This is a genomic window from Burkholderia sp. YHN3-13, from assembly GCF_055810675.1.
The window spans coordinates 89,415-114,397 of sequence record NZ_JBVVNQ010000012.1; the positions used below are offsets into that span (position 1 = coordinate 89,415).

23 protein-coding genes are annotated in these 24,983 nt (G+C 68.0%); 9 read left to right on the forward strand and 14 right to left on the reverse strand.

The genetic code is table 11. The features are described 5' to 3' along the window. Nucleotides 1–398 precede the first annotated feature (398 nt). The gene (locus AC0KUR_RS24830) at nucleotides 399–695 is read left to right on the forward strand and encodes a hypothetical protein (RefSeq protein WP_006488565.1); all 297 of its coding nucleotides are present in this window, start codon (nucleotides 399–401) and stop codon (nucleotides 693–695) included. 117 nt (nucleotides 696–812) lie between these two features. On the opposite strand, the gene AC0KUR_RS24835 is transcribed toward AC0KUR_RS24830, so the two are convergent. Continuing rightward, complete coding sequence (locus tag AC0KUR_RS24835) at nucleotides 813–1,481, reverse strand: LysE family translocator (RefSeq protein WP_069706104.1); 669 nt, start codon at nucleotides 1,479–1,481, stop codon at nucleotides 813–815. 58 nt (nucleotides 1,482–1,539) lie between these two features. Next, nucleotides 1,540–3,096 (reverse strand): UbiD family decarboxylase, encoded by a 1,557-nt coding sequence (locus AC0KUR_RS24840; RefSeq protein ID WP_034187326.1) that lies wholly within the window; start codon nucleotides 3,094–3,096, stop codon nucleotides 1,540–1,542. Between the two features lie 597 nt (nucleotides 3,097–3,693). Here AC0KUR_RS24840 and AC0KUR_RS24845 point away from each other — a divergent pair. Beyond that, a complete protein-coding gene (locus AC0KUR_RS24845) occupies nucleotides 3,694–4,818 on the forward strand; it encodes a lytic transglycosylase domain-containing protein (RefSeq protein ID WP_226251652.1) in 1,125 nt (374 codons plus the stop codon). Between the two features lie 107 nt (nucleotides 4,819–4,925). Here the strand turns inward: AC0KUR_RS24845 and AC0KUR_RS24850 are convergent, their stop codons facing one another. From AC0KUR_RS24850 to AC0KUR_RS24870, 5 genes are all read right to left on the reverse strand, one after another. After that, on the reverse strand, nucleotides 4,926–6,122 hold the full coding sequence (locus AC0KUR_RS24850) for a pyridoxal phosphate-dependent aminotransferase (protein WP_059557162.1): 1,197 nt from the start codon (nucleotides 6,120–6,122) through the stop codon (nucleotides 4,926–4,928). Nucleotides 6,123–6,192: 70 nt separating this feature from the next. Further along, nucleotides 6,193–6,630 carry a transcription antitermination factor NusB gene (gene nusB / locus AC0KUR_RS24855; protein WP_034187329.1) on the reverse strand — a complete coding sequence of 146 codons (438 nt, stop codon included), beginning with the start codon at nucleotides 6,628–6,630 and terminating at the stop codon, nucleotides 6,193–6,195. Then, nucleotides 6,627–7,142 (reverse strand): 6,7-dimethyl-8-ribityllumazine synthase, encoded by a 516-nt coding sequence (gene ribH / locus AC0KUR_RS24860; RefSeq protein WP_006476661.1) that lies wholly within the window; start codon nucleotides 7,140–7,142, stop codon nucleotides 6,627–6,629. Before ribH ends, nusB begins: the two co-directional genes overlap by 4 nt. A gap of 53 nt (nucleotides 7,143–7,195) precedes the next feature. Then, nucleotides 7,196–8,338: a bifunctional 3,4-dihydroxy-2-butanone-4-phosphate synthase/GTP cyclohydrolase II gene (ribBA, locus tag AC0KUR_RS24865; RefSeq protein ID WP_034187330.1), complete on the reverse strand. Its 1,143-nt coding sequence runs from the start codon at nucleotides 8,336–8,338 to the stop codon at nucleotides 7,196–7,198. Nucleotides 8,339–8,530: 192 nt separating this feature from the next. After that, entirely contained in the window at nucleotides 8,531–9,049 is a 519-nt protein-coding gene (locus AC0KUR_RS24870; RefSeq protein ID WP_034187331.1) for a DUF1993 domain-containing protein, read from the reverse strand. A gap of 272 nt (nucleotides 9,050–9,321) precedes the next feature. Here AC0KUR_RS24870 and AC0KUR_RS24875 point away from each other — a divergent pair, with 272 nt between their 5' ends. Further along, nucleotides 9,322–9,924 (forward strand): O-methyltransferase, encoded by a 603-nt coding sequence (locus tag AC0KUR_RS24875; RefSeq protein ID WP_473376541.1) that lies wholly within the window; start codon nucleotides 9,322–9,324, stop codon nucleotides 9,922–9,924. Beyond that, nucleotides 9,921–10,604 carry a GntR family transcriptional regulator gene (locus tag AC0KUR_RS24880; RefSeq protein WP_473376542.1) on the forward strand — a complete coding sequence of 228 codons (684 nt, stop codon included), beginning with the start codon at nucleotides 9,921–9,923 and terminating at the stop codon, nucleotides 10,602–10,604. Before AC0KUR_RS24875 ends, AC0KUR_RS24880 begins: the two co-directional genes overlap by 4 nt. Nucleotides 10,605–10,714: 110 nt before the next feature. On the opposite strand, the gene AC0KUR_RS24885 is transcribed toward AC0KUR_RS24880, so the two are convergent. The 4 genes from AC0KUR_RS24885 to AC0KUR_RS24900 form a co-directional block, all read right to left on the reverse strand. Continuing rightward, nucleotides 10,715–11,344 carry a riboflavin synthase gene (locus AC0KUR_RS24885; protein WP_034187333.1) on the reverse strand — a complete coding sequence of 210 codons (630 nt, stop codon included), beginning with the start codon at nucleotides 11,342–11,344 and terminating at the stop codon, nucleotides 10,715–10,717. Nucleotides 11,345–11,358: 14 nt separating this feature from the next. After that, nucleotides 11,359–12,480, reverse strand: coding sequence for a bifunctional diaminohydroxyphosphoribosylaminopyrimidine deaminase/5-amino-6-(5-phosphoribosylamino)uracil reductase RibD (gene ribD / locus AC0KUR_RS24890; protein WP_175027369.1), 1,122 nt, complete (start codon nucleotides 12,478–12,480; stop codon nucleotides 11,359–11,361). Nucleotides 12,481–12,495: 15 nt separating this feature from the next. Beyond that, on the reverse strand, nucleotides 12,496–13,779 hold the full coding sequence (hemL, locus tag AC0KUR_RS24895) for a glutamate-1-semialdehyde 2,1-aminomutase (RefSeq protein WP_473376543.1): 1,284 nt from the start codon (nucleotides 13,777–13,779) through the stop codon (nucleotides 12,496–12,498). A gap of 185 nt (nucleotides 13,780–13,964) precedes the next feature. Further along, nucleotides 13,965–14,405, reverse strand: a complete 441-nt coding sequence (locus AC0KUR_RS24900; protein ID WP_473376544.1) for a hypothetical protein — start codon at nucleotides 14,403–14,405, stop codon at nucleotides 13,965–13,967. 202 nt (nucleotides 14,406–14,607) lie between these two features. Between AC0KUR_RS24900 and AC0KUR_RS24905 the strand changes: the two genes are divergently transcribed. Beyond that, the gene (locus AC0KUR_RS24905; protein WP_069706110.1) at nucleotides 14,608–15,825 is read left to right on the forward strand and encodes a Bcr/CflA family multidrug efflux MFS transporter; all 1,218 of its coding nucleotides are present in this window, start codon (nucleotides 14,608–14,610) and stop codon (nucleotides 15,823–15,825) included. Nucleotides 15,826–15,924: 99 nt separating this feature from the next. Here the strand turns inward: AC0KUR_RS24905 and AC0KUR_RS24910 are convergent, their stop codons facing one another. The 3 genes from AC0KUR_RS24910 to zwf all read right to left on the reverse strand — a co-directional run bounded on the left by AC0KUR_RS24910 (nucleotide 15,925) and on the right by zwf (nucleotide 20,067). Continuing rightward, a complete protein-coding gene (locus tag AC0KUR_RS24910; RefSeq protein ID WP_473376545.1) occupies nucleotides 15,925–17,853 on the reverse strand; it encodes a bifunctional transcriptional regulator/glucokinase in 1,929 nt (642 codons plus the stop codon). Continuing rightward, a complete protein-coding gene (gene pgl, locus AC0KUR_RS24915) occupies nucleotides 17,831–18,511 on the reverse strand; it encodes a 6-phosphogluconolactonase (protein ID WP_175027371.1) in 681 nt (226 codons plus the stop codon). The genes AC0KUR_RS24910 and pgl overlap by 23 nt, the downstream gene beginning before the upstream one ends. A gap of 86 nt (nucleotides 18,512–18,597) precedes the next feature. Beyond that, a complete protein-coding gene (zwf, locus tag AC0KUR_RS24920; RefSeq protein ID WP_034187342.1) occupies nucleotides 18,598–20,067 on the reverse strand; it encodes a glucose-6-phosphate dehydrogenase in 1,470 nt (489 codons plus the stop codon). A gap of 431 nt (nucleotides 20,068–20,498) precedes the next feature. Between zwf and AC0KUR_RS24925 the strand changes: the two genes are divergently transcribed. The 4 genes from AC0KUR_RS24925 to AC0KUR_RS24940 all read left to right on the forward strand — a co-directional run bounded on the left by AC0KUR_RS24925 (nucleotide 20,499) and on the right by AC0KUR_RS24940 (nucleotide 24,900). Next, on the forward strand, nucleotides 20,499–21,746 hold the full coding sequence (locus AC0KUR_RS24925) for an ABC transporter substrate-binding protein (protein ID WP_034187343.1): 1,248 nt from the start codon (nucleotides 20,499–20,501) through the stop codon (nucleotides 21,744–21,746). 137 nt (nucleotides 21,747–21,883) lie between these two features. After that, entirely contained in the window at nucleotides 21,884–22,822 is a 939-nt protein-coding gene (locus AC0KUR_RS24930; protein ID WP_034187344.1) for a carbohydrate ABC transporter permease, read from the forward strand. Next, complete coding sequence (locus tag AC0KUR_RS24935) at nucleotides 22,812–23,669, forward strand: carbohydrate ABC transporter permease (RefSeq protein WP_011544828.1); 858 nt, start codon at nucleotides 22,812–22,814, stop codon at nucleotides 23,667–23,669. The genes AC0KUR_RS24930 and AC0KUR_RS24935 overlap by 11 nt, the downstream gene beginning before the upstream one ends. Nucleotides 23,670–23,781: 112 nt before the next feature. Next, the gene (locus AC0KUR_RS24940) at nucleotides 23,782–24,900 is read left to right on the forward strand and encodes an ABC transporter ATP-binding protein (protein WP_034187345.1); all 1,119 of its coding nucleotides are present in this window, start codon (nucleotides 23,782–23,784) and stop codon (nucleotides 24,898–24,900) included. The last annotated feature ends 83 nt before the right edge of the window (nucleotides 24,901–24,983 follow it).

Genomic DNA, 24,983 nt, shown 5'->3' on the forward strand with positions numbered 1-24,983 from the left:
TCCCTGCGTACCGATGCCCGGCGTCACGGCCGAATGACGACCGGAGAATCCGACCCCGAAACATGGCGCGTGCCCGCGTCGCTTGAAATGTCGGCATCTTGTCTCAAATTTGTAATCGTTCATTACGTGCGTGTACCCGCTGCGCGTGCCGTATCCGGTAAGACTGACCGGCCCGTGTGTCGCGACCCGAGTCGTCGGACGGAATCGCGCGTTCCGCAAGGGTCGCCGCCCGCTCAGGACGCCATGCCGCAGGGCATCTCCCGCTGCGTGCAATTGCAATTTGCAACAAATGCGCGATACGCGAGGGGCGGGTTTTCGCTACATTGCTTCCATGCGACGTGCATGCCCGCCGTTGCCGACAGGAGCGCACAAAATACCGCTCCAGCAGGAGAATCGAAGTGAAAAAGCTCATTCCGTTCATCGCCGCCGCCGCGCTGGGCCTGGGTGCCGCAAGCGCCGCGCAGGCCCACGTGTCGATCGGGGTCGGCATCGGTATCCCGGTCGCGCCTGCGTACCCCGTTTATGCACCGCCGCCGCCCGTGTACTACGCGCCGCCGCCTCCGCCCGTCTATTACGCGCCTGCACCGGCCTACTATGCGCCGCCGCCCGCCGTGGTCGTCGGCGGCTACTACGGTCGCCCGTACTGGCGTCACGGGTACGGCGGCTGGGGCCACCACGGCTACTGGCGTCGCTGATTCGTCCCGCGCGGCCTGACCGCGCGTGGCAAAACGGCGCAGCGTCCCGCCAGGGGCGCTGCGCCGTTTTTCTTTGCGGCGGCCGCTTGACGGGCGGCCCGTGCGGGCCGTCGTCGCCTACACCGCGTGCACGATCAGGTCGCGGTAGCCGCCGACGATCACGCTGTACGAGAAATACGCGAACAGCAGCGCCGACGCGATATGGCACGCGCGCATCAGCCCGGCGCCCGCGCGCTTGCGGCCCTGGCTCGCGAGCGTGCACATGAAGAGCGTCCACGCGAGGCCGCCGAGGAAGAAGCCCGACAGGAACACCGACGCGGTGGCCGGCGTGGTCGCGCCGGCCTTTGCGATCAGTGCGCCGCCGACCGCCGCGAACCACAGGATCGCGCTCGGCGACGACATCGCGAGCAGCATCCCGCGCAGGAAGCTGCGCCGCGCGCTCGCCCGCGGCTGCGGGGCGTCGTCCGCGTCGTCGTCGGCCGCACTGGCCGGCGCCAGTGCTTCGCGCGCCATCTTCCACGTGAGAAACAGCAGGACCGCGCCGCCACCGATCCACACGATCCAGCGCACGGGCTCGAACTGCAGCAGCACGGCCATTCCCGCGAGCGCGAGCGCCGCATAGACGAGATCGCCGACGCACGAGCCGAGGCCGAGCCAGAAACCCGGCCGGAAGCCGTGCGATAGCGTCAGCGACAGCATCGCGACGTTCACGAGGCCGATGTCGAGACAGAGCGACAGCGACAGGAAGAAACCGTCGGACAGCATGGAGGCGGGTGGAAAACTCATCTTCGTCGTTCTTGTGGCGATGGCGAGGCACGGGCCGGCGCGCGCCGGCCGCATGGCGTCAGAGGCCGATCTCCTGCCAGAGCCGGTCGACGCGCGCCTTCACGGCCGCGTCCATCTCGATCGGGCGGCCCCATTCGCGATTCGTCTCGCCGGGCCACTTGTTGGTCGCGTCGAGCCCCATCTTCGAGCCGAGACCGGCCACCGGCGATGCGAAGTCGAGATAGTCGATCGGCGTGCTGTCGACCATCACCGTGTCGCGCACGGGGTCGACGCGCGTCGTGATCGCCCAGATCACTTCCTTCCAGTCGCGGATGTTCACGTCCTCGTCGACGACCACGATGAACTTCGTATACATGAACTGCCGCAGGAAGCTCCACACGCCGAACATCACGCGCTTCGCGTGGCCCGCGTAGCTCTTCTTCATCTGGACGATGGCCATCCGGTAGCTGCAGCCTTCGGGCGGCAGGTAGAAGTCGGTGATCTCGGAGAACTGCTTCTGCAGCAGCGGCACGAACACTTCGTTGAGCGCGACGCCGAGCACGGCGGGCTCGTCGGGCGGCTTGCCGGTGTAGGTCGAGTGGTAGATCGCGTCGCGGCGCATCGTGATGCGCTCGACGGTGAACACCGGGAACCACTCCTGCTCGTTGTAATAGCCGGTGTGATCGCCGTACGGGCCTTCGAGCGCGTGCTCGTACGCGGCCGACGCGTTGCCGGCCGGGCGCGGCGGTGCGCCGGCAGGCGCGGGGGCAGGGGCGCCTTCCTGCGGATGGATGAAGCCTTCGAGCACGATTTCCGCGCGCGCGGGCACCTGCAGCGTGTCGACGCCGGGCGTCAGGCACTTCGCGAGCTCCGTGCGGCTGCCGCGCAGCAGGCCGGCGAACTGGTACTCGGACAGCGAATCGGGCACGGGCGTCACCGCGCCGAGCGTCGTGGCCGGATCGGCGCCGAGCACGACCGCGACCGGGTACGGCTTGCCGGGGTTCCGCAGCGCGAACTCGCGGAAGTCGAGTGCGCCGCCGCGATGGGCGAGCCAGCGCATGATCAGCTTGTTGCGGCCGATCAGCTGCTGACGATAGATGCCGAGATTCTGGCGCGACTTGTTCGGCCCGCGCGTGACCGTCAGGCCCCACGTGACGAGCGGCCCCGCATCGCCAGGCCAGCAGGTCTGGATCGGCAGCTTGTTCAGGTCGACGTCGTTGCCTTCCCAGACGATCTCCTGGCACGGCGGCGACGATACCGACTTCGGCGCCATGTCCCACACGGCCTTCGCGAGCGACAGCAGCTTGCCGGCATCCTTCAGGCTCTTCGGCGGATCGGGTTCCTTCAGCGCGGAGAGCAGGCGCCCGAGATCGCGCAGCGAATCGAGCGCGGCGTCGTCGCCCGCATCGACGCCCATCCCGAGCGCGACGCGGCGCGGCGTGCCGAACAGGTTGCCGAGCACGGGAAACGCATGGCCGGTCGGTGCGTTGAACAGCAGCGCCGGGCCGCCGGCGCGCAGCACGCGGTCGCACAGCTCGGTCATTTCGAGCACGGGCGACACGGGTTGCGTGACGCGCCGCAGTTCGCCGAGCGCCTCGAGGCGCTGGATGAAATCGCGTAAGTCTTTGTATTTCATGAAGAAGGTCCGGGCCGCCCGCATGACGGGCGGCGATGGGCGGGCGCAGCGGCCGGCTGCGGCCCCGAATCGACCGACGATTTTACCCCGCGCCGCCGCGCGGCCGCCCGGCAGAGAAAAAAGTCGATCGCGCGCAAACCCCCTACGGCACGGGATTTGCGATCTGAAGGCCCGTCTCAAATTACTTTTTGTTATAGATTTGCGTTTTTATAGTGTTGACGATCTATAAAACCCTGCTAGAATCCGCTCACATTGGCTGCAGGGTAAAAGGCTTCGAGCCGCCAATCACCGATCTTTGACGCAGCGCGTCACCGTCCGCCGAATCCTGCACGGCGTATCCGACGGCCTTAGTCGTAGTCCCAGCCAGCGCTACCAGACGCTGGTTTTTTGCGTGGGTGCCACCGCGTATGCCCGCCTCGCCCATTGTGCGAAGGTGCCGGCCCTCTTACACCGTGGCCTCGAACGGTACTTATACCGTTTCCCCGATGCCTGCACGTCCCAACCAAGGCGTGCGGCGTCGTGATTCCGCGGCGCGTTTTCTGTCTCGCCATCGAGCTGAGCGAGCCGCACGAGTCATGTTCATGGGAGATGATCTGAATGAACGCTTGGTTATCGTGGCGTCCCAATGAGCAGCATGCGCAGATCGTGCGCAACATGCTGCGTCGCGGGACGCGTGTCAGTCACCATCTATTCAGCGTTGTCGGCTGTTTCGCTGTCGCGGTTGCGCTTGCACTGTGGCTGCTGCCAACCGTCCGCGGCACGCTCGCCGCGAAGCTGATGCCGGTCGTATCCGCGGCCGTGCAGGCCGGGCCCGCCCGTTTGCTGTCCGGCCATCCGCTGCCGAACTTCGCGCCTGCCGGCGCGCAGCCGCAGCAGGAAGATGCGCCTGAAGCGGACGCGCTCGCGGTCGGCCTCGACGTCGCACCGGAAGCCGCCGCACCGGGCGCCCAGGCCGATGCATCCGATCCGGCCCGCAACGGCCCGTCGCCGGTCGCGCTGGCCAAGCTGATTCCCGCCCAGCGGGTTGCCGCCGATGCGCGCGACGATCGTGCGCTGGCGTCGAACCGCGAACAGGCGCTCGTCGCGACCTACCTGTCGCGCCGTTACCGCGTCGCGCAGGAGCCGCTCGGCCAGCTCGTCAAGGCGGCGTTCCAGACCGGCCGCGACGTCGGCCTCGATCCGCTGCTGCTGCTGTCCGTGATGGCGATCGAGTCGGGCTTCAACCCGTATGCCGAAAGCGGCGTCGGCGCGAAGGGCCTGATGCAGGTCATGTCGAAGGTCCATTCCGACAAGTTCGAATATTTCGGCGGCACCGATACGGCGCTGCAGCCGCTCGCGAACCTGCAGGTCGGCGCGCTGGTGCTGAAGGACTGCATCGCACGCGGCGGCTCGCTCGCGAACGGCTTGCGCATGTACAACGGTTCGACGAACCCCGACGACAACGGCTACGGTTCGAAGGTGATGGCCGAGCGCGGCCGCCTGCGCGACGTCGCGCGCGGCCGCAGCGTGCCGATCAACGCACCGCAGGCACCGGCCCAGCCGGCGAAGCCGATCGTCACGGCCGCCGTGACGGCGGCGGCAGGCGGCGCAAAGCGCGTGCACGCGACGCTCGACAGCGCGACGTCGGTGAAGGCCGCGCCGAAGGAAGCGTCGCCGCAGGACGACGCGAGCGTCGACACCGCGAAGCAGTCGCACGGCGATCGTTCGGAGCTCGGCGCGTAACGTCACGCGTTTCGCGCGATTCCGGCCGGCAGGCCATGAAAAAGGCACCCGATCCGGGTGCCTTTTCTTTTTGCGGCGGGTGAAACGCCCGTGTGCGGGCCGCGGCGTCAGTGCTGTCCGAACAGCGTCGCGAGCCGGTCGACCGCCTCTTCGAGCCGCGGGTAGGCCGTCGCATACGACAGGCGGATATAGTCGCGCGGCGCATGGACGCCGAAGTCCATGCCGGGAACCAGCACGACGCCGGCGTCGTGCAGCATCGCCTGCGTGAGTGCGGCGCTGTCGCCGGCTGCCGGGTGGGCGACGCCGCCGCAATGCGCGTACACGTAGAACGCACCGTCGGGCATCACGGGGACCGTGAAGCCGAGCCGTTCGAGCGCCGGCACGATGAAATCGCGGCGGCGCTTGAATTCGAGGCGGCGCGCTTCATAAAGGTCGAGCGTGGCCGGTTCGAAGCACGCGAGCGCTGCATGCTGCGCGAGCGCGGACGGGCAGATGAACAGGTTCTGCGACAGCTTCTCGAAGGTGCCGACCAGTGCGGGCGGCACGACGAGCCAGCCGAGCCGCCAGCCCGTCATGCTGAAATACTTCGAGAAGCTGTTCACGGTGATCACGTCGTCGCCGAACGACAGTGCCGACACGGGCGCCGCGTCGTAGCTGAGCCCCTGGTAGATCTCGTCGACGATCGTGAAACCGCCGCGGGCGCGCACGGCCTCGACGATCCGCTTCAGTTCGTCCGGTTCGAGCGACGTGCCGGTCGGGTTCGACGGCGACGCGAGCAGCACGCCGCGGGTGCGGTCGCCCCAGCGCGTGCGGACATCGTTCTCGGTGAGCTGGAAGCGCGCGTCCGGGCCGCTCGGCACGAGCACCGCGCGGCCTTCGGCCGCCGCGACGAAATGCCGGTTGCAGGGATACGACGGGTCGGGCATCAGCACTTCGTCGTCACGGCCCACGAGTGCGAGGCACGCGAGCAGCAGCGCGGCCGATGCGCCGGCCGTCACGACGATCCGCTCCGGGCTGATCGCGAGGCCGTACGCGCGCGCATAGTGGGCGGCGATCGCCTCGCGCAGCGGCGCAATGCCGAGCGCGCTCGTGTACTGCGTGACCCCGCGGCGCAGCGCGGCCGCGGCCGCTTCGACGACGGGCTCCGGCGCGGTGAAATCGGGCTCGCCGATGCCCATGTGGATAACATCGCGTCCAAGGGACTCGAGCCGCTGTGCCTCCTTCATCAGTTCCATCACATGGAAGGGCTGGATCGCGTCGACGCGTGCGGCGAGCGTGACGAGCGAATCGGCGGTGGTATTCATCGGCGGGCAGGGCGGAGGGGAGAAAGAATGAAAAACGGGCGCTTGCGCGCCCGTGAACAGACCAACGGTGTCAGCCGTTGCGGCGTGCCTGCGTTTCTGCAGGGCGCAGCTTCGCGGCGAGCTTGTCGAGCACGCCGTTCACGTACTTGTAGCCGTCGGAGCCGCCGAACGTCTTCGCGAGTTCGACCGCTTCGTTGATGATCACGCGGTACGGTGTTTCGACGTGGTGCGTGAGCTCGAACGTCGCGATCAGCAGCACCGCGCGTTCGACCGGCGAAAGCTGGTCGATCGGACGGTCCAGCGACGGCGTCAGCGCGTCGACGAGCGTGGCGTGCTCGCGGATCACGCCGTGCAGGATCGCGTCGAGCAGCTCCTTGTCAGCCTTGTCGTAACCGAGCGCGCCGCGCAGTTGCGCGTCGATCTCGCCGGAGGACGCGTTCGACAGCAGCCACTGGTAGAGGCCTTGCGTCGCCAGCTCGCGCGATTGTCGGCGGGCGCTCTTCTTCATGCGCGCTCCTCTTCGTCGTCTTCGTCTTCCTCTTCGTCCTCGTCGTCGCCGAGCTGGTCGAGGGCCATCGTCAGGTTGGCCATCTCGACGGCGACGCGTGCGGCGTCACGACCCTTTTCGGTCATGCGCGCGACGGCCTGCTCGTCGTTTTCGGTCGTCAGGACCGCGTTCGCGATCGGCAGGTTGAAGTCGAGGCCGATGCGGGTGATGCCCGCGCCGCTCTCGTTCGACACGAGTTCGAAGTGGTAGGTCTCGCCGCGGATCACCGCGCCGAGCGCGATCAGCGCGTCGAACTGGCCGCTTTCGGCGAGCTTCTGCAGCGCGAGCGGGATTTCCAGCGCGCCGGGCACCGACACGAGCAGCACGTCTTCACCGGTGACGCCGAGGCGTTCCAGTTCCTCGACGCATGCGTCGGCGAGGCCGTTGCACACCGGCTCGTTGAAGCGCGATTGCACGATGCCGATACGCAGGCCGTCGCCTTCGAGATTCGGTTGGTATTGTCCGATTTCCATGATCTTGTCCGTGGTGTGGATGAACGGTTATAGGGCGAAAGCGCCGTGGCGGGTTACGCGTTGGACGCCGGGCAGGACTTGGCTTCGCCGCCGGGCATCGGAATGAAGCCCGTGACTTCGAGGCCGTAGCCGGACATGCTGCCCAGCTTGCGCGGATTCGACAGCACCTGCATCTTGCCGACGCCGACATCGCGCAGGATCTGCGCGCCGATGCCGAACGTCTTGAAATCGACCGGCCGGCGCTTGAGCGCGGCCGCCTTTTCTTCCTCGTCGAACGCCTTGAAGACGTCGATCAGGTGTTCCTTGGTGTCGCCGCAGTTGAGCAGCACGATCACGCCGAGGTCGCGTTCCGCGATGTCGCGCATGGCGGCGTCGAGCGTCCACGAGTGCGTCGACACGCCCGTCTCGAGCAGGTCGAGCACCGACAGCGGCTCGTGCACGCGCACCGGCGTATCGACGTCGGGCGACGGCGTGCCGCGCACCAGCGCGATGTGCGGCGAGCCGCTCGGCTGGTCGCGGTACAGCACCGTGCGGAACGTGCCGTGAGCGGTCTGCATCGTGCGCTCGGCGATCCGTTCGATGATCGATTCCGTGCGGCTGCGGTACTGGATCAGGTCGGCGATCGTGCCGATCTTCAGGTTGTGTTCCTTCGCGAACTCGATCAGGTCCGGCAGGCGCGCCATCGTGCCGTCGTCCTTGATGATCTCGCAGATCACCGCGGCCGGCGTGAGGCCCGCGAGCGCGGTGAAGTCGCAGCCGGCCTCGGTGTGGCCCGCACGCACGAGCACGCCGCCCGGCTGCGCCATGATCGGGAACACGTGGCCCGGCTGCACGATGTGCTCGGGGCGCACGTCGTGCGCGACCGCCGTGGCGATCGTGTGCGCACGGTCGGCGGCCGAGATGCCGGTCGTCACGCCTTCGGCCGCTTCGATGCTGACCGTGAACGCGGTGCCGTACTGCGTGCCGTTGCGGTAGGTCATCAGCGGCAGGTGCAGCTGCTTGCAGCGTTCCTGCGTCAACGTCAGACAAACCAGGCCGCGGCCGTACCTGGCCATGAAGTTGATCGCTTCCGGCGTGACGAATTCGGCGGCGATCACGAGGTCGCCCTCGTTTTCGCGGTCTTCTTCGTCGACCAGGATCACCATCCGGCCGGCTTTCAGCTCGGCGATGATGTCGAGCGTGGAGGCGAGCGTCATAAGGGGGCGAGAAAGAGGAAAGTGCGTATTTTACGCCAGCCGGACGGCGTTTCGGCTGGCATGGGCCGCGCGCGTCGGGCAAGGGCCCCGGAACGTGTCGCGGGCGGCCTGCGCGGCGGGCCCGGCGGGCCGCCGCGCGTGACCGGCGCGCGGGTGCGGACGGTGGCGGGCCGGGCGGATCCCGGCCGCGCGTCACGCGTGCTGGTCGCGTCCGCCGAGGTAGTCGAGCTTGCCGAGCTCGACGCCGCTGTGGCGCAGGATGTCGTAGGCGGTCGTCACGTGGAAGAAGAAATTGGGCAGCACGAAGCTCAGCAGGTACGACTGGCCGGTGAACTCGATCGGGCCGACGCGCATCTTCAGCACGATCTGGCGCGTCTCGCTGCCGTCGATCTGCGCGGCGTCGAAGCCTTTCAGGTAGTCGATCGTCTTCTGGATGCGCGCGTGCAGTTCGTCGAAGGTCTGCTCGACGTCGGGAAAGCTCGGGATCTCGGTGCCGGCGAGCCGTGCGGCGCAGCCCTTCGCCGTATCGGTCGCGATATAGACCTGGCGGACGAGCGGCAGCATGTCCGGGTAGAGGCGTGCGCCGGTGAACACCGACGGATCGATCTGCTTCTCGGCCGCGTGCGCCTGCGCCTTGCCGAGGATGTGCTGCAGGTTGGTCAGGCCGCGGATCAGGACGGGCAGCGAGGCCTGGTACATCGAGATGGACATGGGAACGACTCCTGTGGGAAGAGGGGCGGCCGGTGTGCGGCGCGTCGTGCGTGGCGGCGTTGAAACCGCTGTCGACGCATCTTAGCGCGACGGCACGGCCCGTGCGCGTCGTTGGCCATTCGGCCGGGAGTCCTCGGACCGAATGGCCGCCGGTCCCGCTGGCGCGGTTTCAGGCACGCCGGAATCGCGGCCCTCGCGGGTATCGCGCCGCGATCCGGAAATTGTCGTATCATGAAACACGAAACACGAAATATGAAGCAACGGAGACCTGCATGATCGAACTCGACAGTGCCGCGTCGGCCGTCCTTGCCCGGCTGGCGTCCTTCGGCCAGGAAAACGACGCGCGGATGGCCGACCGCAGCCGCAAGATGCTCAACCTCGAACTGCCTACGGCCGAGCTGCTGTACCTGCTCGTCACCGGCGCGCGGCGTCGGCGCATGCTCGAAATCGGCACGTCCAACGGCTACAGCGCGATCTGGCTCGCGCATGCGCTGCGCGAAACGGACGGGCAGCCGCTCGTCACCGTCGAGTGTTCACCGGAGAAGGCCGGGCAGGCGAGGGCCAACCTGCGCGCGGCGTCGCTGCAGGACTGGGCGCAGGTGATCGAAGGCGAGGCGACGCAGGTCTGCGTGGCCGTGACGGGCCCGTTCGATTGCGTATTCTTCGATGCCGACCGCGTGAGCGCGCCGCGTCAACTGGCGCACCTGTTGCCGAAGCTGACGGCCGATGCGCTGCTCGTCGCCGACAACGCACTGTCCCATCCGGATGAAATCGCCGCTTATCTCGCCGCGGTCGACGCGACGCGCGAGTTCGACACGACGATCGTGCCGGTCGGCAAGGGGCTCCACATCGCACGTCGCCGGCGGCCGGCATGACGCGCGCCGCACTCGAGCGCACGACCCTGGGGCGCGACGCCTACGGGGCGATCCGGGAGATGCTGGTCGACGAAGCGCGCTTCGCGGCGGGCGAAAAGATCAGCATCGAAGCGCTGTCGCGCGATCTCGGCATCAGCCGCTCGCCCGTGTGGGCGGCGGTCTCGCGTCTGGAGGCCGAGGGGCTGCTGCAGGTCGTGCCGCGCCAGGGCGTGTTCGTGATCGCGTTCGACCGCGCGCGGGTCGTGGCCATCTTCGAGGCGCGAGAAGCGCTCGAAGGCATGGCCGCGCGCCTGGCGGCGCAGCGCATGACACCCGACGAGCGCGCAGCGCTGGACGAAGCGCTGGTGCGGCAGGCCCGCGCGTTCGACCGCCGCGACGGCGGCGCATACCGCGTCGCCAACCTCGATTTCCACCACGGGCTGCTCGCCGCCGCGCGCAATACGACGATCGAGACGTCGCTCAGGGCGCTGTACGCGCAGGTGCAGACGATGTGTGCGGGCGGTGCGAGCCCGATGGACGACTGGGAGCGGCTGGGCGGGAACGTCGCCGAACACCGGCAGGTGTTCGACATGATCGCGAAGCGCGATGCGGATGGCGCCGAGCGCGCGGCACGGGCGCATGTCCGGCAACTGCTCGACACGATTCTGGTGCGGGCGGGCGGAGGCGGCGCGGATACCTGAGCGCCGGCGGAATGCCGGCGGATGAGGGCCGGGCAGGATGTCGAAAAACGGCGACCGCCGATATCCGGATGTCGGGCCGTCAGCCGCCGCTTCGACGGTGGCCGCTGCGATCAGTCCTGATGCGCGCCCTGCGACGATGACAGCATCCGCTCGACATAGCGCGCGATCATGTCGACTTCGAGGTTCACCTTGTCGCCGGCCTTCACATGGCGCAGCGTCGTGACCTCGACCGTATGCGGAATCAGGTTGATCGAGAACTCGCAGCCGTCCGCGCGATCATCGATCGTGTTGACGGTCAGGCTCACGCCGTTGACCGTGATCGACCCCTTGTACGCGAGATAGCGGCCGAGCTCGCGCGGCGCGACGATGCGCAGTTCGTGCGATTCGCCGACCGGCGCGAAGCGCGACACGGTGCCGAGGCCGTCGACGTGGCCCGACACGATGTGCCCGCCGAGGCGGTCGTGCGCACGCAGCGCCTTCTCGAGGTTCACTTCGCCGGGCTGGGCGAGGCCGACCGTGCGGTTCAGGCTTTCGCGCGACACGTCGACGTCGAACGCGGTGTCGGTCTTCTCGATCACCGTCATGCAGGCACCCTGGATCGCGATGCTGTCGCCGAGCGCGACATCGGCGAGATCGAGCCCGCCGGCCTGCACGGTCAGGCGCACGCCGGCGTCGGCGGACGTGCCGAGCGGACGGATCGATTCGATGCGGCCGACGGCCGCGACAATTCCAGTGAACATCGTGACGGTTTCGTTCAGTGACGCGTGTCGGGCGGCGCGACACGCGCGAGGATCCGCAGGTCGTCGCCGATCCGCTCGACGCCGTGGAACGACAGTCGCGTGCGCGCATCGAGATGCGCCGGCGCGGCGAGGTCGAACATGCCGGCCGCGTCGGTGCCCAGCAGGCTCGGTGCGAGATAGACGAGCAATTCGTCGACGCACTGTTCGCGCAGCAGCGAGCCGTTCAGCTTGTGGCCGGCCTCGACGTGCAATTCGTTGACGCCGCGCGCGCCGAGCGCCGCCAGCATCGCCGGCAGGTCGACCTTGCCGTGCGCGTTCGCGAGCGGCACGATTTCGGCGCCGCGCGACTTCAGCACGTTCGCGCGCATTTCGCCGCCGGCGTCGAGCCGTCCGCAGAAGATCAGCAGCGGGGCGCCCTCGAGCAGCCGCGCGTCGAGCGGCAGGTCGAGGCGGCTGTCCACGAGGATGCGTTGCGGCTGGCGCGGCGTGTCGATGCCGCGCACGGTCAGCAGCGGATTGTCCTCGCGCACGGTGCCGATGCCGGTCAGGATCGCGCAGGCGCGCGCACGCCAGGCGTGCCCGTCGAGGCGCGCGGCCTCGCCGGTGATCCACTGGCTTTCGCCGGACGGCAGCGCGGTGCGGCCGTCGAGCGACGCGGCGGCCTTCATCCGCACCCACGGGCGGCCGCGCGTCATCCGCGACACGAAACCGATGTTCAGCTCGCCGGCTTCATGCGCGAGCAATCCGCAGCGCACGTCGATGCCCGCGTCGCGCAGCATGCCGAGGCCGCGCCCCGACACCTGCGGGTTCGGGTCTTCCATCGCGGCGACGACCTTCGCGACGCGCGCCTCGATCAGCGCGTTCGCGCACGGCGGCGTGCGGCCGAAATGGCTGCACGGTTCGAGCGTCACGTAGACGGTCGAACCCGCGACGTCGTATCCGCGTGCGCGTGCATCCTTCAGCGCCTGCACTTCCGCGTGATCCTGGCCGGCCGGCTGCGTGAAGCCTTCGCCGATCACGTCGCCGTCCTTGACGATCACGCAGCCGACGCGCGGGTTCGGCGCCGTCGTATACATGCCGCGCGCGGCGAGCGCGAGCGCGCGCTGCATGTGGGCGAAATCGATATCCGAGAACATGCGCGCGGCCCCGGGTCAGGCAGCGAGTGCCGCGAACGCGCGGCGCGCGGCCACGAGCGTCGCGTCGATCACCGCGTCGTCGTGCGTGCTCGACACGAAGCCGGCCTCGTAGGCCGACGGCGCGAAGTACACGCCCTCGTCGAGCATCAGGTGGAAGAAGCGGTTGAAGCGCCCGGTGTCGCTCTTCGTGACTTCCGCGAAGCTCGTCGGCACGCGCTCCGCGAAGTAGAGGCCGAACATCGCGCCGATCGAGTCGGCCGCGAACGGCACGCCGGCCGCGCGCGCTTCCGCCGCGAGGCCGTCGGCGAGCCGCTTTGTCTGCGCGGTGAGCGCGTCGTAGAAGCCCGGCGCCTGGATCAGCTGCAGCGTCTTCAGGCCCGCGGCGACCGCGATCGGGTTGCCCGACAGCGTGCCGGCCTGGTAGACGCCGCCGAGCGGCGCGAGGTGAGCCATGATGTCGCGGCGGCCGCCGAACGCGGCGGCCGGCATCCCGCCGCCGATCACCTTGCCGAGGCAGGTGAGGTCGGCCGTGATCCCGTAGTACGCCTGCGCGCCGCCGAGCGCGACGCGGAAACCGCACATCACCTCGTCGAAGATCAGCACGGCGCCGTGCTTCGTGCACAGCGCGCGCAGCGCGGTCAGGAATTCGGGCGTGCCGCGCACCAGGTTCATGTTGCCCGCGACGGGCTCGACGATCACCGCGGCGATCTCGTCGCCGAACGCGCCGAAGGCTTCCTCGAGCGCGGCGACGTTGTTGTATTCGAGGACGGTCGTGTGCTTCGCGATGTCGGCGGGCACGCCGGCCGACGTCGGGTTGCCGAACGTCAGCAGGCCCGAGCCGGCCTTGACCAGCAGGCTGTCCGCGTGGCCGTGGTAGCAGCCCTCGAACTTGACGATGCGGCTGCGGCCCGTGAAGCCGCGTGCGAGACGCAGCGCGCTCATCGTGGCCTCGGTGCCGCTCGACACCATCCGCACCTGCTCGATCGACGGCACGAGCTTGCAGATTTCCTCGGCGATCTCGATCTCGGCTTCGGTCGGCGCGCCGAACGAGAAGCCGTCGGCGAGCACGTTCTGCACGGCCGACAGCACTTCCGGATGGACGTGGCCGACGATCATCGGGCCCCACGAGCCGATGTAGTCGATGTACTGCTTGCCGTCGGCATCCCAGAAATACGGGCCTTGCGCGCGCGCGACGAAGCGCGGCGTGCCGCCGACCGAACGGAAGGCGCGCACCGGCGAGTTGACGCCGCCGGGAATGGTCTTCTGGGCGCGTTCGAAGAGGATCTGATTGTTGGACATGAGCGAAACCTGCGAGAGAAGGGCGCGGGGGCCTGTGCACGGGCCGCGGCGCCTGGGCGGAACGATCGTCTGATTGTACCGGAGACGCGCGCGGCAGGCCCGCCGGCGCTTGTGCGGCCTTTCGGCGCGCGGGGGCCGGCCTGGGCCGGAAACGGGGGCCCGATTCGGTCCGGCACCCGCCCCGGCTAGCGCTTGCCGGTCAGTTCGGCCCAGCGTTTCTCGAGCGCACCTTCGACCATCGGCTTGATCGACGTGCCGGACGACTGCGCGTCCCAGGTCTGCACCGAATACGGGTGGACGCGCAGCGCGTCGCGCGCGATCACGACGTCCTGGTGTGCATCGACCAGCCAGTCGTAGACGAAGTCGATGCACAGCCGGTAGCCGCGCTTCGTCGACGAATCGGGCACCTCGTACGGCGCGCGCGTCACGTAGCCGGAGCCGAACACGCCCTTCGGCTCCTTCGCGACGCGGTGCAGGAACACGCGGTCGCCCGGCAGGATGCCGCGTGCGAAGCCGCAGCCCCACACGTCATGCACGGCCTCGCCGGCCTTCACGCGCGCGGCGACGTCGGGCAGCTCGGGCCACGGCCATTTCTTGGGGCTCCAGATCAGCAGGAAAGCGGTCATCGGTTCGGTCGGGCATTCAAATGATCGGACGAGAGCGGCAAGCTTAATCGAATCCGCTTGCGCGCCCGCCATCGTACGCGGCCGGAGGCGCGCAAAAAAGTTGCGCGTACAATCATGGGCCTGAACGCGCCATCCGTGGCGCGGCTTCCCGTCTTCACCGCCACGCGCGCCGCGATGCGCGCGGGCTCCATTCCGGATACCCATGTCTCACGTCGTCCGGCGCCGGCCCGATGCCCGGCTGATCCTGTTGCTCGGTGCGCTCGCCGCCTGCGGTCCGATCGCCACCGACATGTACCTGCCGAGCCTGCCGTCGATCGCCGACGGCTTTTCCGTCAGCGCCGGCGCCGCGCAGCGCACGCTGACGAGCTTCATGGCCGGCTTCTCGGTCGGCATGCTGCTGTACGGTCCGCTGTCCGATACGTGGGGGCGCCGTCCCGTGCTGCTCGGCGGCATCGCGCTGTTCACGCTCGCGAGCATCGGCTGTTTCGTGTCGGGCTCGATCGACATGCTGATCGTCGTGCGCTTCCTGCAGGCGCTCGGTGCCGGCGCCGCGTCGGTGCTCGCGCGGGCGATCGCCCGCGATGCGCACGAGCCGAGCGATGCGGCGAAGGTGCTGTCGATGGTCGCGATCGTCACCGCGGTCGGGCCGCTGCTTGCGCCGCTGATCGGCGGCCAGATCCTGCGTTTTTCCGGCTGGCGCGGCGTGTTCGTGGTGCTGGCCGTGTTCGGCGCGGTATGCGCGGCGACCGCCTACCTGCGCGTGCCCGAAACCTGGCCGAAGGAGCGGCGCAAGAGCACGGCCGTGCTCGCGTCGTTCGCGTCGTACGGGCGCATCCTGTCCGACCCGGTCGCGTGGGGGCACATGCTGTGCGGCGGGATGGCGTTCGCGGCGATGTTCTCGTACATTACCGCGACGCCGTTCGTGTACATCGAGTATTTCCACGTATCGCCGCAACACTACGGGCTGCTGTTCGGCCTGAACGTCGTCGGGATCATGATCGGCAACTTCGCGAACACGCGCCTCGTCGGCCGCATCGGCTCGCTGCGCATCATCGCGGCCGCGTCGCTCGTGAGCGCCGTCGCGTCGCTCGCGGTCGCGCTCGTCGCGCTGACCGGGTGGGGCGGGCTGTGGTCGATCGTCGTGTGCCTGTTCTTCGTGGTCGGCGTGGTCGGGATCCTGTCCGCGAACTGCACGACCGACCTGATGCACCGCTATCCGCACAACGCGGGCGCGTCGGCGGCGGTGTTCGGCGCGATGCAGCTCGCGCTTGGCGCGCTCGCGAGCGTCGCGATCGGCGCACTCGCGGACGGCACGCCGTTCGCGATGGGCGTGACGATCGGCGTGTCGGGCGTGCTGTGCTTCGTCGGGCGTTATCTGGTGCTGCGTTGGCACGGTCGGCCGGTGAAGGCGGGTGCATGAACCGCTAGCCGGGCCGCGGAATGAAAAACGCCACCGCGCGCGATGCGCCGGTGGCGTTTTTCGTTGGGACGCAGGAAGCGGCTGCCGCCGCACCGCGCGTCAGTCCCGCGCGACGTCCTTCGCCGCCGGCGACGCGCCGTGGCTCAGCCAGTCGAGCACGTCGGCCGTTTCGTCGTCGCTCGCGCGCGCCTTCGCCTGCGCGACGGCGTCGGGCAGCTCGCCGTTCGTCGACGCGCGACGGATCGCGACGCCGACCGCGAGAATGTCGATCATCAGCAGATGCAGGATCCGCGAGATCATCGACAGCTGCGACTCGCGCATCTCGATGTGGTCGGTTTCGAGCGCGACGGTCGCGCGCTTCGCGAGCGGCGTGTTGCTCGACGTGATCGCGATCACCTTCGCGCCGGCCTGCATCGCGACGTCGAGCACGCGCAGCAGCTCGGGCGCGCGGCCGGACTTCGACACCGCGACGATCACGTCGCCCTTGCCGAGCAGCGCGGCCGACGCAGCCTGCATGTACAGGTCGCCGTACGCAATCGTCGGAATGCCGAAGCGGAAGAACTTGTAGTGCGCGTCCTGCGCGACGATGTTCGAGTTGCCGAGCCCGTAGAACTCGATGCGCCGCGCGCCGTTCAGGATCTCGATCGCGTTCTCGACGTGCTCGAAATTCAGGTGCTCGCGCAACTGCAGGATCGCGGACACCGTGTTGTCGAGCACCTTCGCGCCGAAGTCGGTGGCCGTATCGCCGAGATGCACCTGGCTGTGGCTCATCGGGATCGTGCCGGTGAGGCCGGTCGCGAGCTTCAGCTTGAAGTCCGACAGCCCCTGGCAGCCGAGCGAGCGGCAGAAGCGGATCACGGTCGGCTGGCTCACGTCGGCCTTGCGCGCGATGTCGACGATCGGATCGTTGATGATCGAGCGCGGATGGTTCAGCGCGAGATCGGCCACGCGGCGCTCGGCCGGCGTCAGCGCGTCGCGCATCTGGCGGATCCGCTCGAACACGGCCGACGACGCGCCGCCCGAGCGGTTCGACAGCTGCTCGGCGAGAATCGCCGACACGCCGAGGAACGCCGGGTATTCGGCGGTGATCAGGTAGGTCGGGATGTTCTGCAGATAGTGCGTGAAGCGGCCCTTCGCCTCGAAGCGCGCGCGGAACGACGAGCGTGTGAACAGCTCGCCGAGCTTCAGCGCGACGCCGCCGCCGATGTACACGCCGCCGAGCGCGCCGAGCGTCAGCGCGACGTTGCCCGCGAACGCGCCGAGAATCCCGCAGAAGCATTCGACCGTCTCGAGCGCGAGGGCGTCGCCCGCATGCGCGCGCTCGACGATCTCGACCGTGTCGACGCTCGCGGCGACGCGCTTCTTGTCGCGCGCGGCGAGCGCGCGATAGATGATCTCCATGCCGGGGCCGGCGCACACGCGTTCGAACGACACGTGCGGAAACTTCTTGCGCGCGTACTGCAGCACCAGGTCCTCACGCTCGTCCTGCGGCGCGAACGACGCGTGGCCGCCCTCGCTGCCGAGCGCGATCCAGCGGTCGTCGGCCGGAATCAGGCCCGACACGCCGAGCCCGGTACCGGGCCCGAGCAGCCCGATCACGCTGTTCTGGCGGCGCGCGCCGCCGCCGACCTGCACGCGCTGCGCATCGGTCAGGCCCGGCAGCGCCATCGCGAGCGCGGTGAAGTCGTTGACGACGAGCAGCGTGTCGAAGCCGAGCGCGCGGCGCGTCGCCTCGATCGAGAAGCTCCAGTCGTGATTGGTCATCGTGACCTGGTCGCCGTCGACCGGGTTCGCGATCGCGATCGCCGCGTGGTTCACGCGGCTGATCTTCACGTCCTTCAGATACTTGCGGATCGCGTCGGTGATCGTCGGGTAATCGGCGCCGGGATAGACGCGGATCTGCGTGATTTCGCCCGGGCCGGTTTCCAGCGCGAAGCGCGCGTTGGTGCCGCCGACGTCCGCGAGCAGGCGCGGACCGTCGGCATGCTGACCCGCGACGACCACCTTACTTTGCGCACCAGTAGACATCGAGCTGGGTCCCCTTGTCGTTGGCCAGTTGGGAAATCGCGTTCTTCTGCAGCGACGCGGCGGCGGCGTCGAGCACGGCGCGCTTGCGCTCGCCCGCGATCAGCAGGAACAGGCGCTCGACGCGTTTGAGCGCATCGAGCGAATAGCTCACGCGCGCATGCGGGGCGGCGCCGGGGTGCACGGCGACGAAACGCTCGGGCGTCGTGATCGCGTGGTCCCATTCGGGCGCGTCGGCGAAGATCGACGCGGTGTGGCCGTCCTCGCCCATGCCGAGCACGGCGACGGTCGGTACGCGGTAGTCGGCGTTCGCGTTCAGCGCGGCGACGTGCGCGTCGAGCGTGCTGCGCGTGTCGACGAGCGGCAGGAAGCGGGCAGGGGCGGCCGCGTGCTGCAGCAGCGTGTCGCGCACGAGCTGCGCGTTGCTGGCCGCGTCGTCCTCCGGCACCCAGCGGTCGTCGACCAGCGTGACGTCGACGCCGGCCCAGTCGAGCGCCGCGTGCGACAGCGTATGCAGGAACGGGCGCGGGCTCGTGCCGCCGGACACCGCGAGCGTCGGGCGCGCGGCGCCGGCGAGCGCCGCGCGTAGCGCATCGCCGACGGCGCGCGCGAGCGCTTCGCTTTGCGCTTCCTGGGTGTCGAAAGCGTGGATCTCGATCACATCTCCTCCGGACTGCTTTGTCTGTTCAAATCGTACGAATCGTGGGGCACGTTGCCGGGCACGATCGTGCCCGGCAACGGTTTGCATCAGTTCTCTTCTTCGAGCCAGCAGGTGTCGTGCTGCGCGAGCATCGCGCTCGACGCGGCCGGCCCCCACGTACCCGCCGCGTACGGCTTCGGCGGCTTCAGGGAGCGCGCCCATTCGTTCAGGATAGGCTCGACCCAGCGCCATGCGGCCTCCTGTTCGTCGCGCCGCACGAACAGGGCGAGCCGGCCGTTGATCACGTCGAGCAGCAGGCGCTGGTACGCCTCCATCTGCCCTTCCTTGAAGAACTGGTCGAACGCGAGGTCGAGGTGCACGCTCGCGAGGTTCATCCCTTCGCCGGGCTGCTTCGCGAGGCAGTACAGGCGGATCGTCTCGTTCGGCTGCAGCCGGATCACGAGGCGGTTCGAGCCGGGACGCAGCGCGGTCGGGCCCAGCGCCGAGTGCGGCACCGGGCGGAAGTTGACGACGATCTCCGCGACGCGGTCGGCCAGACGCTTGCCGGTGCGCAGGAAGAACGGCACGCCGGCCCAGCGCCAGTTCTCGATCTCGACCTTCAGCGCGACGAAGGTTTCGGTCTGGCTGTCGGGTTTCACGCCCGGCTCGGTCGCGTAGGCCGGCACCTGCGCGCCCTTGATCACGCCCGCATGATACTGGCCGCGCACGGCCACCTTGCCGATGTCGCGCGGATCGACCGGCTTGAGCGCGCGCAGCACGCGCAGCTTCTCGTCGCGCACCGAGTCGGAATCCATCGAATGCGGCGGCTCCATCGCGACGATCGACAGCAGTTGCAGCAGGTGGTTCTGCACCATGTCGCGCAGCGCGCCGGTATTGTCGTAGAAATCGCCGCGCGCCTCGACGCCGAGCTCCTCGGCGATCGTGATCTGGATGCTCTCGACCCATTCGCGGCGCCACAGCGGCTCGAACAGCGCATTGCCGAAACGCAGCGCGAGCAGGTTCTGCACCGGCTCCTTGCCGAGGTAGTGGTCGATCCGGTAGATCTGGCCTTCCGCGAAGATCTCGCCGACCGCGTCGTTGATCGCGTTCGACGATTTCAGGTCGTAGCCGAGCGGTTTCTCGAGCACGATGCGTGCGCCTTCGTTCAGGCCGACCGACGCGAGCGCCTTGCAGATCGGCACGAACAGCGACGGGCCCGTCGCGAGATAGAACACGCGGATGCCCGGCAGCGACGAGATCGCGTCGCGCAGCACGACGTAGTCTTCCGCGCGGCCGAGGTCGAGCTTCACGTATTCGATGCGGTCGAGGAAGGACTTCCATGCGGCTTCGTCGAGCGCGTTGCCGGCGGCCTTTGCCGCATGCGGCTTCACGTGCGTATCGACCCATTCGAGATAGGCCGCCCGATCCGATTCGTGTCGCGCCACGGCCACGATCCGGCCGCTCTCCGCGAGCATGTTCGCGCGGTGCGCTTCGAACAGCGCGGGCAGGATCTTGCGCATCGACAGATCGCCGGTGCCGCCGAAAAGGACGAAGGTAAAGCTGGAATCGGTATGCATGTGTCTCCGCCGTGTTGGGGGTGCTGGGAAGCGATCCGTAGTGCGATAAAAATATTTTTGACACTGAATTGTAGTTTAACTACAATCCGCCGCAAGGGGTAGCACCTGGGTGAAGAAAAAAAGATGTGCGGTCGATGAACTGCGCGAGCTTCGCCTTCGGGAGCGCCTTGTGCCGAATGTTATCGGACATTGGCGGCGCGCATCGTCCGCGCGCCGTCGGCCCCGGGCTCGCGTCGCATCATCGCGGCGGGCCAGAAACACAAAGAGGAGACACGCCGTTGAATCTCGATTCACGCTTTCTGTAAGAGCCCGGCCGGTCATCGGCCCGTACGCTGCATGCGTCCCGCGGCTCGATTTCCCCGTCGTTTATCAAGAAGCCGGTTCCCGGTCAGGGAACCTCACGAGTTGATTCAGTCTGGAGGAGATAAGTAATGAAAGTTCGCTCGATCATGGGCGCGCTCTGCGCCGCGGGTCTGATGGCTGGCGCCGTGGCGGCGCAGGCAGCCGAGAATGTAACCGTGCTGCACTGGTGGACCTCGGGCGGCGAGTCGAAGGCCGTCGGCGTGCTGAAGGACGACTTGCAGAAGCAGGGCTACGTGTGGAAGGACTTCGCGGTCGCGGGCGGCGCCGGCGCCGCGGCGATGACCGCGCTGAAGACCAAGGTGATCAGCGGCGACGCACCGTCGGCCGCGCAGATCAAGGGCCCGCTGATCCAGGACTGGGCCGACCAGGGCGTGCTCGTCAACATCGATTCCGCCGCCGGCGACTGGAAGCAGAACCTGCCGCCGGAAATCGACAAGATCATCAAGTACAAGGGCCATACCGTCGCCGCGCCGTTCTCGGTGCACCGCGTGAACTGGCTGTACATCAACAAGGCCGCGCTCGACAAGGTCGGCGCGAAGGTGCCGACCACCTGGCCCGAATTCTTCGCGGTGGCCGACAAGCTGAAGGCCGCGGGCATCCAGCCGGTCGCGATGGGCGGCCAGCCGTGGCAGGACCTGACGCTGTGGGAAGACGTCGTGCTGTCGCAGGGCCCGGCGTTCTACAAGAAGGCGCTGGTCGACCTCGACCAGGCGACGCTGACGTCGCCGCAGATGCTGTCCGTGTTCGACACGGTGCGCAAGATCCAGGGCTACTTCGACACGGGCCGTAACGGCCGCGACTGGAACCTCGCGACCGCGATGGTCATCAACGGCAAGGCCGGCATGCAGTTCATGGGCGACTGGGCGAAGGGCGAGTTCGAGAACGCCGGCAAGAAGGCGGGCAAGGACTACATCTGCGCGGCGGTGCCGGGTACGGCGAACGCGTACACGTTCAACGTCGATTCGTTCGTGTTCTTCCAGCAGAAGGGCGAGAAGAACGCCACGCCGGGCCAGCTCGCGCTCGCGAAGACGATCATGACGCCGGACTTCCAGGAGCAGTTCAGCCTGCTGAAGGGCTCGGTGCCGGTGCGCCTCGGCGTGAAGATGGACAAGTTCGACGACTGCGCGAAGAAGTCGTACGCCGACGAGCAGACCGCGATCAAGTCGGGCGGCTTCGTGCCGTCGCTCGCGCACGGCATGGCGCAAAGCGACGCGACCGCCGGCGCGATCACCGACGTCGTCACGAAGTTCATGAACTCGCAGCAGGATTCGAAGAGCGCGGTCGCCGCGCTCGCGAAGGCCGCGAAGGTCAAGTAACGCGCGACAGGCGCCCGGCCGGAAACGCTTCGTCGGCCGGGCGTTTTTGCAAGTGCAGCAAACGGGCTCGCCCGCGGGCCCGTGCCGTACCGGCGCCGGCCCGGCCTGCGTCGCCCTCGTTCCAGGAGTCGAATCAAGTGGCTGCCCCTCTTAGCGGAAACGGATCCGGCGCTGCCGCCGCGCGGCGTACGTCGCCGATGTCGGCCTTCGCCGATCGCTGGATTCCGAAGCTCGTGCTTGCGCCGAGCGTCGCGATCGCCGTGGTGTTCATCTACGGCTTCATCCTGATTACCGGCTATCTGTCGCTGACCCGCTCGCGGCTGTTGCCGAACTACGAATTCGACGGCTTCGGCCGTTACTCGGACCTGTTCCAGAACGACGTGTGGTGGACCTCCGCCGCGAACCTCGGCTGGTTCGGGATTCCGTTCATCGCGATCTGCGTCGCGCTCGGGCTGTTCCTCGCGATCCTGCTCGACCAGCGCATCCGCAACGAAGGCGCGCTGCGCGCGATCTTCCTGTACCCGATGGCGCTGTCGTTCATCGTCACCGGCACCGCGTGGCAGTGGATCCTGAACCCGGGCCTCGGCCTCGAGAAGGTGATGCACGACTGGGGCTGGACGAGCTTCTCGTTCGGCTGGCTCGACGATCCGGACAAGGCGATCTTCTGCGTGGTGATCGCGGCCGTGTGGCAGTCGACCGGCTTCGTGATGGCGCTGTTCCTGGCGGGGCTGCGCGGCGTCGACAGCGAGATCTTCAAGGCCGCGCAGGTGGACGGCGCGACGCTGCCGACCATCTACCGCAAGATCGTGATCCCGAGCATGCGCCCGGTGTTCTTCTCGGTGCTGCTGATCCTCTGCCACATCACGATCAAGACCTTCGACCTCGTCGTCGCGCTGACGGCGGGCGGGCCGGGCACGTCGTCGTCGCTGCCGGCCATGTTCATGTACACGTTTTCGTTCAACCGCGGCCAGCTCGGGCTCGGCGCGGCGTCCTCGGTGATGATGCTCGCGACCGTGGTCGCGGTGCTGGTGCCGCTGATGTATATGGAATCGAGGAGCACCCGCAATGCAGCCTAAGATGACGATCAGCCGGGCAGTGATCTATGCGGCACTGATCCTGTTCGCGCTGTATTTCCTGTTCCCGATCTACGTGATGCTGTCGACGTCGTTCAAGGATCTCGACCAGCTGCGCACCGGCAACCTGCTGACGCCGCCTACCACGTGGACGGTCGACCCGTGGGTGAAGGCGTGGAGCGGCGCGTGCACCGGCGTGCGCTGCGACGGCATGAAGCCGTTCTTCCTGAACTCGCTGCAGATGGTGATTCCGGCCGTGCTGATCTCGTCGCTGATCGGCGCGTTCAACGGCTACGTGCTCACGCACTGGCGCTTTCGCGGCGCGGACGCGCTGTTCACGATGATGCTGGTCGGCTGCTTCATCCCGTTCCAGGTGATCCTGCTGCCGATGGCTCGCCTGCAGGGGATGCTCGGTCTTGCCAACACGATTCCGGGCCTGGTGTTCGTGCACGTCGTGTACGGGATCGCGTTCACGACGATGTTCTTCCGCAACTTCTACGTGAGCGTGCCGGCCGAGCTGGTGAAGGCTGCGCGCATCGACGGCGCGGGCTTCTTCACGATCTTCACGAAGATCCTGCTGCCGGTGTCGCTGCCGATCTTCATGGTGTGCCTGATCTGGCAGTTCACGCAGATCTGGAACGACTTCCTGTTCGGGATCGTGTTCTCCGGCGTCGATTCGATGCCGATCACGGTGGCGCTGAACAACCTCGTCAACACGTCGACGGGCGTGAAGGAATACAACGTCGACATGGCCGGCGCGATCATCGCCGCGCTGCCGACGCTGCTCGTCTACATCGTCGCCGGCCGCTATTTCGTGCGCGGGCTGACGGCAGGCGCGGTGAAGGGGTAAGCGCGGCTTTTTCCGATACGACGAACCGGCCGCGCACGACGCGCGGCGCATCGAAACGAACCCGACGCGGCGCCCGAGGGCGCCGCGCGAGACGAGACAGAGGATTCACAGCATGGCAAGCCTTTCCATCCGTGACGTGTACAAGACCTACCCGAACGGGGTGCCGGTCCTGAAGGGTGTCGACATCGAGATCGAGGACGGTCAGTTCCTGATCCTGGTCGGCGGGTCGGGCTGCGGGAAGTCGACGCTGCTCAACATGATCGCCGGGCTCGAGACCGTCACGAGCGGCGAGATCTGCATCGACGGCAAGGTCGTCAACGACCTGTCGCCGAAGGATCGCGACATCGCGATGGTGTTCCAGTCGTACGCGCTGTATCCGTCGATGACGGTGCGCGAGAACATCTCGTTCGGCCTGAACATCCGCAAGGTGCCGAAGAGCGAGCAGCAGCAGATCGTCGACCGCGTGTCGCAGATGCTGCAGATCCAGCACCTGCTCGACCGCAAGCCGGGCCAGCTGTCGGGCGGCCAGCGCCAGCGCGTCGCGATGGGCCGCGCGCTCGCGCGCGATCCGTCGCTGTTCCTGTTCGACGAGCCGCTGTCGAACCTCGACGCGAAGCTGCGCATCGAGATGCGCGCGGAAATCAAGCTGCTGCACCAGCGCCTCGGCACGACGATCGTCTACGTGACGCACGACCAGATCGAGGCGATGACGCTCGGCGACCGGATCGCGGTGATGAAGGACGGCGTGGTCCAGCAGTTCGGCGCGCCGCAGGAGATCTACGATTCGCCGTCGAACCTGTTCGTCGCCGGCTTCATCGGCGCGCCGCCGATGAACTTCATCAACGGCAAGCTGGTCGAGCAGGGCAGCGGGATCGCGCTCGAGATCGACACGGGCCTCGCGCGCAGCGCGCTGAACCTGCCGTTCGATGCGAAGCGGATGAACGGCCACGTCGGCCGCGAGGTGATCCTCGGCCTGCGTCCGGAGCGCATCACCGACGCGCGCAACGCGCACCACGGCGAGGCGTCGACGCTGCAGCCGATCGACGTGCGCGTCGACGTGACCGAGCCGACCGGGCCGGACACGCACGTGTTCGCGCAGGTGAACGGCAAGCGGATCGTGAGCCGCGTGCATCCGGCCGCGAACCCGCAGCCGGGGCAGACGCAGTCGCTGCTGTTCGACGTGTCGAAGGCCGTGCTGTTCGATCCGGCGTCGGAAGAGCGGATCGCGTGACGCGGCGGCAGTGCCGCGCGAAAGGGAAAGGGGCCGTGTCGAACGGCCCCTTTTGTCTGGACGGTGCGGCCGACGCGGCCGCG

Excerpts from the sequence above, each read along its gene's own strand:
- AC0KUR_RS24835 (WP_069706104.1), bottom strand. The coding sequence starts at position 1,481 with ATGAGTTTTCCACCCGCCTCCATGCTGTCCGACGGTTTCTTCCTGTCG.
- AC0KUR_RS24840 (WP_034187326.1), bottom strand. The coding sequence starts at position 3,096 with ATGAAATACAAAGACTTACGCGATTTCATCCAGCGCCTCGAGGCGCTC.
- AC0KUR_RS24845 (WP_226251652.1), top strand. The coding sequence starts at position 3,694 with ATGAACGCTTGGTTATCGTGGCGTCCCAATGAGCAGCATGCGCAGATC.
- AC0KUR_RS24850 (WP_059557162.1), bottom strand. The coding sequence starts at position 6,122 with ATGAATACCACCGCCGATTCGCTCGTCACGCTCGCCGCACGCGTCGAC.
- nusB (WP_034187329.1), bottom strand. The coding sequence starts at position 6,630 with ATGAAGAAGAGCGCCCGCCGACAATCGCGCGAGCTGGCGACGCAAGGC.
- ribH (WP_006476661.1), bottom strand. The coding sequence starts at position 7,142 with ATGGAAATCGGACAATACCAACCGAATCTCGAAGGCGACGGCCTGCGT.
- ribBA (WP_034187330.1), bottom strand. The coding sequence starts at position 8,338 with ATGACGCTCGCCTCCACGCTCGACATCATCGCCGAGCTGAAAGCCGGC.
- AC0KUR_RS24870 (WP_034187331.1), bottom strand. The coding sequence starts at position 9,049 with ATGTCCATCTCGATGTACCAGGCCTCGCTGCCCGTCCTGATCCGCGGC.
- AC0KUR_RS24875 (WP_473376541.1), top strand. The coding sequence starts at position 9,322 with ATGATCGAACTCGACAGTGCCGCGTCGGCCGTCCTTGCCCGGCTGGCG.
- AC0KUR_RS24880 (WP_473376542.1), top strand. The coding sequence starts at position 9,921 with ATGACGCGCGCCGCACTCGAGCGCACGACCCTGGGGCGCGACGCCTAC.
- AC0KUR_RS24885 (WP_034187333.1), bottom strand. The coding sequence starts at position 11,344 with ATGTTCACTGGAATTGTCGCGGCCGTCGGCCGCATCGAATCGATCCGT.
- ribD (WP_175027369.1), bottom strand. The coding sequence starts at position 12,480 with ATGTTCTCGGATATCGATTTCGCCCACATGCAGCGCGCGCTCGCGCTC.
- hemL (WP_473376543.1), bottom strand. The coding sequence starts at position 13,779 with ATGTCCAACAATCAGATCCTCTTCGAACGCGCCCAGAAGACCATTCCC.
- AC0KUR_RS24900 (WP_473376544.1), bottom strand. The coding sequence starts at position 14,405 with ATGACCGCTTTCCTGCTGATCTGGAGCCCCAAGAAATGGCCGTGGCCC.
- AC0KUR_RS24905 (WP_069706110.1), top strand. The coding sequence starts at position 14,608 with ATGTCTCACGTCGTCCGGCGCCGGCCCGATGCCCGGCTGATCCTGTTG.
- AC0KUR_RS24910 (WP_473376545.1), bottom strand. The coding sequence starts at position 17,853 with ATGTCTACTGGTGCGCAAAGTAAGGTGGTCGTCGCGGGTCAGCATGCC.
- zwf (WP_034187342.1), bottom strand. The coding sequence starts at position 20,067 with ATGCATACCGATTCCAGCTTTACCTTCGTCCTTTTCGGCGGCACCGGC.
- AC0KUR_RS24925 (WP_034187343.1), top strand. The coding sequence starts at position 20,499 with ATGAAAGTTCGCTCGATCATGGGCGCGCTCTGCGCCGCGGGTCTGATG.
- AC0KUR_RS24935 (WP_011544828.1), top strand. The coding sequence starts at position 22,812 with ATGCAGCCTAAGATGACGATCAGCCGGGCAGTGATCTATGCGGCACTG.
- AC0KUR_RS24940 (WP_034187345.1), top strand. The coding sequence starts at position 23,782 with ATGGCAAGCCTTTCCATCCGTGACGTGTACAAGACCTACCCGAACGGG.